The sequence below is a fragment of the Vibrio sp. V43_P6S15P86 genome, from assembly GCF_009904725.1.
In the GTDB taxonomy this organism is placed as follows: domain Bacteria; phylum Pseudomonadota; class Gammaproteobacteria; order Enterobacterales; family Vibrionaceae; genus Vibrio; species Vibrio diabolicus.
Genome location: NZ_WXWT01000040.1, coordinates 1 through 11,035, shown reverse-complemented (window position 1 = coordinate 11,035; position 11,035 = coordinate 1). Strand labels below are relative to the sequence as shown.

Here is an 11,035-nt window from a genome sequence, read left to right as displayed (position 1 = left end):
GGTTTTATTCGCGCAGCACTAAATAATAACTAAATAATCCGAGTTCTGAAGGATAGACCCTATGGCAAAAATAACTTCAAACACAGTATCGCAGTTGCTGTCCGCAGTGGGTGGCAGTAGCAACGTAAGCAAATGTGGTAACTGTATGACGCGTTTGCGTTTATCGCTCGCCAACAATGGCTTGGCTGATCAGTCAGTTATCAAGCAAATTCCCGGCGTAATGGGTGTGGTGGAAAGCGATGAGCAATTTCAGATCATTCTCGGTCCCGGAAAAGCTCAACAAGCGGCTGAGATGATGAATCAATTGATCGACAGCTTAACCTCTGGTGACAGTGAAGAACCAGATATGCCGCAACAAGATCTTTCTGCCGTCGCGGCCGAGCAGAAAAAGCAGATGAAGAGCAAACAAACCAGTGCGGTTCAGCGTTTTTTAAGCAAGTTTGCTACCATCTTTACGCCGTTGATTCCTGGTTTTATTGCCGCTGGTTTGTTGCTAGGTTTTGCGACGTTATTGGAACAGATGTTTGTTCTCGACCAGACACCAAGCCAGTTTATGCTGGATTTGATCGCCTACATGAAAGTCTTTGGTAAGGGTCTGTTTGCTTTCCTAAGTATTCTGATTGGTTACAACGCGCAGCAAGCATTTGGCGGCTCTGGTGTTAATGGTGCCATTCTCGCCTCTTTGTTTGTGCTGGGTTACAACCCAGAGGCGACATCCGGCATTTACTCTGGCATGAACGAGTTTTTCGGCTTTGCGATTGATCCGCGCGGCAACATTATCGGCGTACTTTTGGCAGCGATCATCGGTGCGCAAGTCGAGCGTAAGGTTCGTCAATACATGCCAGATGATCTGGATATGATCTTAACGTCCGTTATCACTCTATTGATCATGGGTGCGGTAACCTTCTTGATCATCATGCCGATCGGCGGCGAGTTATTTAAAGGGATGTCTTGGTTGTTCCTCAACTTAAACGATAACCCATTAGGCGCTGCAATCTTGGCAGGTTTGTTCTTAATTTCTGTGGTGTTTGGCATCCACCAAGGTTTTGTTCCAGTGTATTTTGCATTGATGGAAGCACAGGGCTTTAACTCGCTATTCCCTATCCTGGCGATGGCTGGTGGCGGTCAGGTTGGCGCGTCAATGGCGCTGTATTTCAAAGCCAAAAAAGACGCTCTACTGCGCACTCAAGTTAAAGGCGCTATTATTCCGGGTCTTCTAGGCATTGGCGAACCATTGATTTACGGCGTGACATTACCACGCGTAAAACCATTCGTTACCGCTTGTATTGGTGGTGCTGCGGGCGGCTTCTTTATCGGTTTAGTTTCTTACCTTGGCTTACCAGTTGGTCTTAATACGGTGTTTGGCCCGTCCGGTATCGTGGCGATTCCTCTCATGACATCTGAAAATGGCATCTTCCCGGGCATGATGGTGTTTGTTGCCGGCCTGCTTATCTCTTACATCGTCGGCTTCCTCGCGACTTACTTCTTTGGCTGCAAAGACGTCGATTTAAGCTAAATCATTCTTCCCCTATAGGAATGGACTAGCTCGCGCCCTTGGCAAACAAGGGCGCACCCTCTCTCTACTTCACGACAATTTTTCTTATTCCGTTACTCGGAAGGGGCTTTGTCGTATCTAAAACAATAGAAATGAAAGGTCGTTAATCATGAAAAAACACATTTTGACTCTACTTCTCCCTACATTGATGGCATCAAACGCAATGGCAGCGCAGCTGTATCAAGCGGAAGATGGGTCAGTTTTAAATATTTACTCTCGTCTTGGTTTTAATGTCACCAGTAAAAATGACGAGCACGGCGATGCAAATGGCGAGTTTGATGGCCGTATTGGTTTAAACGGTTCACAAACCATCAACGAGTACGCGTCGATCATCGGCCAAGCGCAATACCAAGTGGGTGCCGCTGAATACGCAAACCAAGTAAACGACAAGCCGTCTCTGACCGCGCGTTATGTATGGGCGGGGATTGATGCGAAAGATTATGGTCGCATTACAGGTGGTCGCGTGGCATCTGGATTGATTATGTTTACCGACATTGGTGATGTGTTCGCCTCTTCCGATGTTTCTATGGCGCGCCAAGCGAATAAAGTCGACAAAACCGCGACGCAAGTTTTCCGTCAAGATGGCACGCTGCAATACCAAAACAACCTAGGTAATTTTGATTTTTCTGTCGCGTACATTTTAGGAAACAACCCTTCTGAGCTCGACTACGGTTACAACACTGCACTGCGTTATACGCTAGACATGGGAAATTTGGGTACCTTGGCACCTGTGGTGGCGATGCAGAAGAATAAAGGTGATGCACGTGAAAGCAACGACACCGATTACACATTCTGGGGCGCAGGTACGCGTTACTACCTAGGTGATTTGATGTTGGGTGCGTTGTACTCGGAAGATGAACTAGAGGGCTATTACTCACAAACCAGTACCGACAAAGTGATGGAACTAACGGCGGTTTACAGTGTAAATGACGAATGGGTACTACGTGCTGGTTATCGTTCTTTAGAAAACAGTGATGGTGACGAGCTAGAGCTGAAAGATACAACGCTAGAAGTGCAATACAAACTGACGCCTCGTTCTTCTATCTACACAAACTACGTTGATCGTAACGGCTCGCGTGGCTACAGCAATGGACAAGAAGTCTCGTTTGGCGGTGCGCACGCAGACGAAAGCTACTACCACTTAGGTCTACGTTACGAGCTGTAAGCACGATACTTAATGTAAGTTAGCTGAATCCATGAGCTTCTTCTATGTCCGGTCAGTAGTTATTGCCTTTAATGCTGATTTGAAGAAGCTCACCCTCGCAATATGTTTTCTTCGTTACCTGTTTTGACCAACACGCCTGCATCAGGAAAACTGGTGACAGTGTTTTCGCATTCCTTTGCTTCCTCTATTGTCACTAAGTTTGCTGTTGTTACTCGCCGACAGAATATATGTTCCTAAAGTGATCAATGAACGCTCGCGTTCTTCTTGGTAAGTGCTCACGTTTTGGGTAAAGCAGATAAAGCGGCAAAATCGCATCCGTTTGCCAATCTGGCAGCAAACTCACGAGTTGTTCTTTTTGTGCAGGTTCGAGTTCGGCCAGCGCAAATTCATCTAACATGGCAACACCACAACCAGCCAAAGTAGCATCCAACATGGACCGGACAAGATTAAAACTCAGCGTACTTTCTAACCCAATACTGCACTGCTGCTGAGTTTGCTTATGCGTAAACGTCCATTTATCTAACACCAAGTCGCGACTTTTATAAAGGATGTGCTCTAAGTCACCAAGATTCTCTGGCGTACTTACATTTGGTTTATCAGCTAAATACGAGCGATGAGCGATTGGTTTACAGTGTAAAGTGCGTAGCTGATGGCCGACGTATCCCTCTGGAGGATTATCGGTAAAGTAGAATGCGATATCAAACCCAGCCTCAATCAAGTCGAGAGGTGTCTCTGTGAAGATCACTTCGACGCTCACTTGTGGATGTTGCAATCGAAACTCGATCAATGTTTGGCTGAGTAACGCGGCTCCAAAAGAAGCAGACGCCGCTATTCTCAATTTTCCCGATACGATCTCGTTTGCCATGACTTGTTCATTAATCTGCTCAGCGCCTTCGAGCAGTTGCTTTACCTGCTGATAAAACCGCAAACCATCGTAGGTCAAATTAAACTGGCGCGTAGTTCGCTGAATAAGCTGCACCGACAATATCTCTTCAAGCTGTTTAAGTTGCCGACTTACATGCGCATTCGAACAATTCAGGCGCTTTGCCGCGCCAGCAATACTTCGCTCTTCGCACAAAGCGACGTAAAGTGGTACGTAGCTGAGCCATTTTATTTCCATACAGTAATTCTGAATCTCTAAAATCAAACTACTGGAAATAATAGAAAGCATCTAAACTCTGTACAACCTAAATTTGAAAGGATGAGTTATGAGTGTTTTCGACACGTGGTTAAAAGGTCAAGTCATTAAAGATCACATCACAAATCCCAATATCATCGTTGGCGATTACAGCTATTACTCGGGCTTCTATCATCAAAAAAGCTTCGAAGAGCAAGCGGTACGCTACTTGTTGGGTGACCCCGTCACACTTCAAGAATGGCAAAGTAGGGAACCCGATAGCATCGACAAATTAATCATTGGCAAGTTTTGTTCTATCGCTTCTGGAACCACCTTCATGATGGCAGGCAACCAAGGTCATCGCATTGACTGGATTTCGACATTCCCCTTCTCTCCTGAAGAATTTGGAGAAGGCGTACAAGACGGTTTCGAGCGTGCCGGAGACACGGTGGTGGGGAACGATGTTTGGATTGGCAGCGAGGCGATGATCATGCCCGGAGTAAACATCGGCGATGGAGCCGTCATCGGAGCACGCACCGTAGTGACGAAAGACGTGCAACCTTATTCGGTGGTGGTTGGAAACAACCAAGTCGTACGTCAACGATTCAGCGATAAAGAGATTGAAACTCTACTCAATATCCAATGGTGGAACTGGCCAATAGAACACATTAAACAAGCAATGAAAGTAATGTGTAGCAGCCAAGTCGGTGCGCTTGCGGACTACTATCAAGAGCACATTGTCGATTTGTAGATAAACAAAAGCCCACACATTTTGTTGCGACGTGTGGGCTCAGTGAGTAAGAAAGCTTAAACCGCAGCGACGTCCTCTTCTTCCAAGTTCGCCGAGACTTTAATTTCGTATTGATTGAAACGAAACGAACAACCGCCATGAGTACGCTTTGTCGTTACTTGTTCGTCGCCAAACTGCACCGTCACGCGAGTGAATACACGCTCTTTGGCTTCGACAATATTTTCTTCTAACGCGACTTCAAAGTCATGTTCCGTTTGCTCTAGCTTTTGCTTTATCGCTTCAAGCTGCTCGTTGTTTTGTGTTTTCATCACATCAATCTGAGCTTGTTCTTCGTCGGTACGTTCGGCTTTAGGACGTTTCTTAAATTCGAGCTCTTTACGAATCACATCCATCGTGCCTTCTTGAGCGCGTTTGTATTGATCTTTGAGCTCTGCTAATCGCTCCTTAAATGCAGAATATCGCGCGAACGCTTCTACCTTAGTGGCGGTGTCGCCTTCTACGCCCAATTGTAAACACACTACTTTGTCACCGACTTTTGCATCCCCGCCGCTGAGCGTACCGTTCCTACCGTTCGCATCTAGCACCGTCAGATTGCGCCCACAAACAATATCGTTATTCATGCTGTGCACCGCCAACTCAATATCTTCGCCGGCTTGCAAATCACAATATTGGGCGTAGCTGGCACGAATTGAACCTTTGGCTTTGACGTGACAACTCTTTGGCTGGCCATCACTCACGGTGTGGCCAATGATCCCTTTACCAACTTGGATGTCGTCTTGCGCTTGTACGTCAGCCGATTCAATGAAGCCGCCTACAGTAATAGAGCCCGTCGCTTTAACAATCATGCCAGATTCAATGTTGCCACCGATAATCACATTCCCTTTGAATTTCACGTGGCCTGTATTCACGCCAACGCTATTGAGGCAGAGTGCGTTATCAACTTCGATGGTTTTGTCTTTAATCAGAGGCGTACCGGATACCGATGCAATCAATAGGTTTGGGTCTTGCTTGCTTATCTCAGTGCCTTTGCCCGGCTTCATTGGGCTGTCTTTTCCGGCTTGTGGAGGAATCACTCGCCCTTGAACAGTAAAACCAGGCGTGCCTTTGGTCGCAGGCGTTCGGCGCATCACCTCATCGCCTACGCCAACCGCGATAGTCTCACCGAGATTACGTAAATCAATTTTGTCGCTAGCAGATTGGCCGTCTTTGGGTTTGAGGATGCGTTTGGCGATGTCTTTAACAAGAGGAGTAAAAAGAGCGTCTTTGCCTTTGATAGGTTGCTTACCAACCGCTACAGGTTGAGAAAAAGTTTCGCCTGGTTTGAGCTGAGTGCTGACAACCAACACTTTCTTCAAAGCCAGTTTGTTGATGCCTTTCGAAACTCGCGCTTGAGCAAGAGCTTGAACAATCTCGGGGCCACGTAAACCTCGGCCTCCGTACGCGCCGACAACGTTCATACTGGCGAGCATGTCATTATTCGACAATTCAACCTCAACTTGCGCGTTGCGTTTTTCCGCAATGACGATGCCTTCATAGGCCTCGGCTTTACGTTCTTTGGCGCAGTTAATGAATCTCACGACTTCCCCCTCAACAACAAACATCTTTTCAGCGTTCATTGCGACGAGCTGCTCGTTTAATTCATTTTGATTTAGCTCACCACCGAGATCCACTTCCCCCGGAAGACGGGCTATCACCTTGCTCTTATCTTCAGATAACTCAAGACACAGCTTCCACATACCCTTACCACTTTGCTTCCCATCAACACTTTCAGTCTACCCAAATCCGTTTTCTGAACAAACCTCGCATTTCTTATTATAGGGCTCACGTCACTAAAGAAAGTAATCCATCAATAACGGTTAAACAGATATTAAGAGAGCATTTCGATTTAACCTAAAGCTCAATCAAAATACACGCCGAAATAAAAAGGAGCTGGATTTACAGTGTAAAATCAGCTCCTAATAATTTCATTTACAGTGTAAATTTCCCTTTAGTGTTTACAGTGTAAATCGTTCCAAATGTGTCTTACTTCGTCCCTTAACTGCTGCTCAACTTGCCTTCTTCCAGGTAAACCAAATTGCAGAGCACATTCAGTCCAACTACGGTTAAGAAAAAGCTTACTGATCATCAAGTCGGAAGCGGAGTTCAAACCTAAGTTAAGTAACCACTGCTGAAGCCAAGCAGACACGGACTCATAACTGTTACCACCATCAGCATAGCATTCAATTAGTAATAACTTAGCGGGATGAAGTGGACTCATTCCCAAAGGTTGCGGTAATAGAGCTCGAAAAATAGAGGCTTCTAATTTTGGATAGACGTCAGCCACATTGTTAGACAACATTTCTTCAAATAGCGCCTGAGATTGGTCGACCCAAGCCGTCTGTTGGGAATCACAAGGTTTGACCATCAAGACTGAATAACAACCGCTAGCAGCATCGCGCATTGACCCTAAGCGAATTGCACGGAAGTTCGATTGTCGCCAGAAATGGACTAACTCTTCCGTCGCACCGAAACTCGTGGATAAGTAAGCAATGTGCTTAGCCGCCATTTGATCAAGTTGCTGCAGCATTTTTTGACCGATGCCTCTTCCTTGCAATTCCGGATGAACAGCAATTCTCATGACTCGCAGCGTCGATAGATTCGCGACATTCGGAAATCCTAGGTGGTTTGCAATCGTAACTGGGGCTAAGTGTCCTTTAGGACGACGCTTACCAAGCTGAATTTCTTCAACCAATTCGGCGTCAAGCCCACCCTCTTCGACCGCTAATATTACCCCCACAACCACATTATCTTGCTTAGCAAAATAGAGCTGACTGTTGTCGTCTTGCAAAAGGTGAATCAAATCATTCGGCGAGGTCTGATAATGAGCATTAACCAAAAGAGCAAAGCCCTCGCGCAGCAAACTAGGCTGCGATATCAAATCGTCCTTATCGGCTTTAGAAAGGGAAATTGAGTCGACCTGGTTAAGTTGATGGTGCGTTAACTCCGCATCCAACAAAAACGCGTCATAGAGCCATGATTCGAGCGCATCATTCATGCTCCAGCGGATGGGCTGTGTCATGTGCCACGTTTTCATCCCCGAACGCTGTTTCTGAAGCCAATCAACAAATTTAATCGTAAAGCCCCGGCCACAACCTTCATAACCGTGAATAGTCGTAGAAAAAACGAGTCGATGATAATGTTCGGTAATGCTTTTGAGCATAGGAACTGGAATTGCAGCCGCTTCATCGACAAGTAACAAATCACATTCAGGTCGGCTCGATATAAGTTCGTCAGGAGCAATGAATTGAATGGCTCCCTGCCCTGATTCTAATCTGTCCTTCCTAATACGCTGCGCATTAGGAAGTAACCGCAAAGCATGTTGGTAAACAGGCTCAACAGCTTTTATAGATGGTGCCGTAATTAAGATTCTAAGTGGCTTCTGCTGTAATAAGTTCGCACACGCAATGCCGAGGGCACTTGTTTTTCCACGCCCACGATCAGCGGTCAAAATTAATGGTCGCTTTCGATGTCCTGTCACCACCTTTTCAATTAGAGAAATGGCATGTTCTTGTTCCGTGTAGTGGCTTTCTTTTTCTGCTTGCTTGATGTCTGGAGCCGTTGGCAATGGTTTGTCTTGCTCGATAACAACGAGCTTCTCCCATTGTTTGTGCATCCATTGCTGAGCAAAATTCGTAGGTTGTCGAGGCTCAGCAATGATAATAAGAAGACCACCGCCAAACAATGAGCCAAGCGCGGCGGTAAAGCTATTTGCGTCAAAGCCATTTCGAGCATCAAACAATAGAACGTCACACTCTCTGCCTAGCAACATGTGCCCTTGTTTAGACGAAACACTGGATACGTTTTTCAAACCAAAATCACCAACAGAAAACCAACGTTGATGGCGCTGCGTTTTATGGAACTCTGACATCAACGCATTTTGCCAAGAAGCCTCGCCTTGAATGACAACACCAATCCTTTGGAAAGATTGGTGAGCTTGATGTTGAAGTGATGAAAGGAAATCAGATTGTGTCTGCATTTTGTCTATCCAACGTTGAACTGACGCAATGGTATCACATCTTTAATTTGACGCTTCTCAGATATAAAAAAACCGCCCGGAGGCGGTTGATTCAATCATCATTTGTTATTGCAGTTTGGTTTGTACAAACGCAAGAATCTCTTCCATTAAGCTGTCGTCAACTTTCTTCAAGTTCAACGCTAGGCTGCTACCTTTTCGGCTATAGCTTGCTCGACCTTTAACTAAGTCGACTTTTTCCGTCTTCTTACCAGGTTTTGCTGGTGCAAGCTCAGTAATCCAATTTTCGATGCTTTCCGTTACTTCTTTTGTCAGACGAGCAACGCCTTGAGCTGTGCTTCGCTGCCATAAAAACCCTTCGCTAGAGCGACATTTATCTAACAGCTCTTGCTGCTGCTCCGGCGTTAGCGTTGAAAACTGTTTGTGCAGTTTCACGATTGTTGGGCGACCGAGATCGCCAACATTCGGATACGCTTGAAGCAGTTCTAACGGTAATGCTGCGGCTTTTAAAGCGCCACTTACCAACGCTTCACTGCACTGGAACATTTTTGCCAATGCTTTCTGATCCTCAGCTTCACCGCTATCAAGCTTAGCCTGCATCTCTTTCCCTTTTTCATATAAAGAGAGCGGTTTGTGAGCATTTGCCACATCAGACAAAAACTTAGCATGGTCAGTATTGATGTTGTCAGCAACATAAACCAAAAAATCTTGTTCAGCGAGGATACAAGACATGCGACGACGGCTACCATCTAAAACTTCGATCTTGCCATCTTCAGTTCTACGACCCACAGCTGGATATTGTTGGCCACGCTCTTTGAGTGTGACTAAAACATCAGATAAAGCATGTTCATTTAAGAACGATTGCTCACGAGCGTTATCAACAAATACTGTCGTTTCTGTCGCAACTTTATTTGCAGGAATACGCACAAGTTCAAACTGAACAATATTTTCACCTGCAACTGCTAGTTCAATCGTTTGAGCTTTCTCTTTTGCCGCAGTTTGCGCCTCTTGCGGAGTCACAACACGACGCTTATTCGTTTTGCCAAATAATTTCGCGTTTAATTCAGACGTTTTCAAAGCCATTTACTTATTACCCCTGATTCAATGACGGCCAATTAGAGTGCAGCACACGCTCTAATTCCAGTGCGCTTTTATGAACAGCGTCTTGCGCGGTAGCTAGTGTCTTCTTACCGCCTTCAAAATCGCTTACTGTCAGATCAAATACTGTGCTGTAGGTATCGGCACAGGTTTCAAACGCACGGCTACGAGGAATAGTAGCCATCATAACTTGGTCACCTAGAAGATAGTTCATTTCAGTTAAAACAGAAACTTGCTTCTTATTGTCGTCCTCAAACATGGTTGGCATCAAGCGAACAAACTCAAGACCATTCCAGTCCTCCGGGAACATTTCATATACCGTAGGCAAATGCTGGAAGAAGTTTACTGTTGAAGCCCAGTCCAGACGCTTAGCCGCACAAGGAATTAGCAAGGCATTTGATGCATACATAGCATTCCATACTAATGGGTCAACGTGTGGACCGGTATCAATCATAATGATATCGAAGTCATCAGCAATTTTATCAATCAGTTGCTCTTTCAGCAGACGGACGATATCGAGTGATGGGTCTTCAGATAGCGTTTGCCATGCTTCCGCATTAAACATCGCGTCTTCTGGAAACGCTGAAATCGACTTTAAGTTCGGATATTGCGTTGGCAGCAATACGTTTTTACGTAAAAATTCACTGTCAATTTCCACACCATCAGGCACGTTACCCAACATAATGTCTACCGCAGAATAGATATTATCATGCTCTGCCATGCTGATTTGCGGGTTGAGGAATAAACGTAACGAGCCTTGTGGGTCTAAGTCGATTAAACAAATACGGTATCGTTTATCCAAATTTAGCGCTAAACATGCCGCTAAATGAACCGCGGTCATTGATTTACCTGTACCGCCCTTTTGGTTCTGCACATTAATAATCCAAGGTTTGTTACCTGAATTCTTTTTACGCTCATGAAATTTAGGCACTTCAGCCGCATCCATGAGCATGTGTGCTTCTTCTAACGTAATTGAATAATGATTCGCGTTGTTTTTGGTAAATTGATGCCCAGCGGCTTCCATTTTACCAATCGCGTCGTCGAGCTTACGGCGAGTTAGACCAGAACGGGTTTCCATCATCGCTTTCGACATTGGTGGGAAGTAGTTATCGCTTCGCTCTTCTAAAACAATTTCAATACGGTCAGCTTGAACCTGCTGAGTCAGCTCCGCTAACTCAAGAAGGTTTTCAATCGTTTTTTCTCTTTTCATGCCAAATTCCGTTGGAAGGATTTATAATTGCAATTGTACAGCAGTAAAGACCAAAAACAACAAAAAGGTGAACAAACATTTTGAATAACCATCACATAAAAAAACACTCAAATCGACGCTTTTATGA

Annotated in this window: 8 protein-coding genes; 3 read left to right on the top strand and 5 right to left on the bottom strand. The window is 45.3% G+C overall.

Features of this window, described 5'->3' with window-relative positions; translation table 11 throughout:
* Nucleotides 1-61 precede the first annotated feature (61 nt).
* Together murP and CAG69_RS01820 are read left to right on the top strand one after the other, a co-directional pair.
* A complete protein-coding gene (murP, locus tag CAG69_RS01825) occupies nt 62-1,516 on the top strand; it encodes a PTS N-acetylmuramic acid transporter subunit IIBC (RefSeq protein ID WP_005500182.1) in 1,455 nt (484 codons plus the stop codon).
* 148 nt (nt 1,517-1,664) lie between these two features.
* Nucleotides 1,665-2,720: a porin gene (locus CAG69_RS01820; RefSeq protein ID WP_161442454.1), complete on the top strand. Its 1,056-nt coding sequence runs from the start codon at nt 1,665-1,667 to the stop codon at nt 2,718-2,720.
* Between the two features lie 208 nt (nt 2,721-2,928).
* Here the strand turns inward: CAG69_RS01820 and CAG69_RS01815 are convergent, their stop codons facing one another.
* Nucleotides 2,929-3,840, bottom strand: a complete 912-nt coding sequence (locus tag CAG69_RS01815) for a LysR family transcriptional regulator (RefSeq protein WP_104972132.1) — start codon at nt 3,838-3,840, stop codon at nt 2,929-2,931.
* A gap of 88 nt (nt 3,841-3,928) precedes the next feature.
* Here CAG69_RS01815 and catC point away from each other — a divergent pair, with 88 nt between their 5' ends.
* The gene (gene catC, locus CAG69_RS01810; RefSeq protein WP_161442452.1) at nt 3,929-4,588 is read left to right on the top strand and encodes a type C chloramphenicol O-acetyltransferase; all 660 of its coding nucleotides are present in this window, start codon (nt 3,929-3,931) and stop codon (nt 4,586-4,588) included.
* 56 nt (nt 4,589-4,644) lie between these two features.
* Here catC and CAG69_RS01805 read toward each other — a convergent pair whose 3' ends face one another.
* The 4 genes from CAG69_RS01805 to CAG69_RS01790 all read right to left on the bottom strand — a co-directional run bounded on the left by CAG69_RS01805 (nt 4,645) and on the right by CAG69_RS01790 (nt 10,908).
* Nucleotides 4,645-6,324, bottom strand: a complete 1,680-nt coding sequence (locus CAG69_RS01805) for a DUF342 domain-containing protein (RefSeq protein ID WP_161442450.1) — start codon at nt 6,322-6,324, stop codon at nt 4,645-4,647.
* A 251-nt stretch (nt 6,325-6,575) separates the two neighbouring features.
* On the bottom strand, nt 6,576-8,603 hold the full coding sequence (locus tag CAG69_RS01800) for a tRNA(Met) cytidine acetyltransferase TmcA (RefSeq protein WP_161442448.1): 2,028 nt from the start codon (nt 8,601-8,603) through the stop codon (nt 6,576-6,578).
* A gap of 105 nt (nt 8,604-8,708) precedes the next feature.
* A complete protein-coding gene (locus CAG69_RS01795) occupies nt 8,709-9,683 on the bottom strand; it encodes a ParB/RepB/Spo0J family partition protein (protein WP_005374504.1) in 975 nt (324 codons plus the stop codon).
* A gap of 7 nt (nt 9,684-9,690) precedes the next feature.
* Nucleotides 9,691-10,908 carry an AAA family ATPase gene (locus CAG69_RS01790; protein WP_005374503.1) on the bottom strand — a complete coding sequence of 406 codons (1,218 nt, stop codon included), beginning with the start codon at nt 10,906-10,908 and terminating at the stop codon, nt 9,691-9,693.
* Nucleotides 10,909-11,035: the final 127 nt, after the last annotated feature.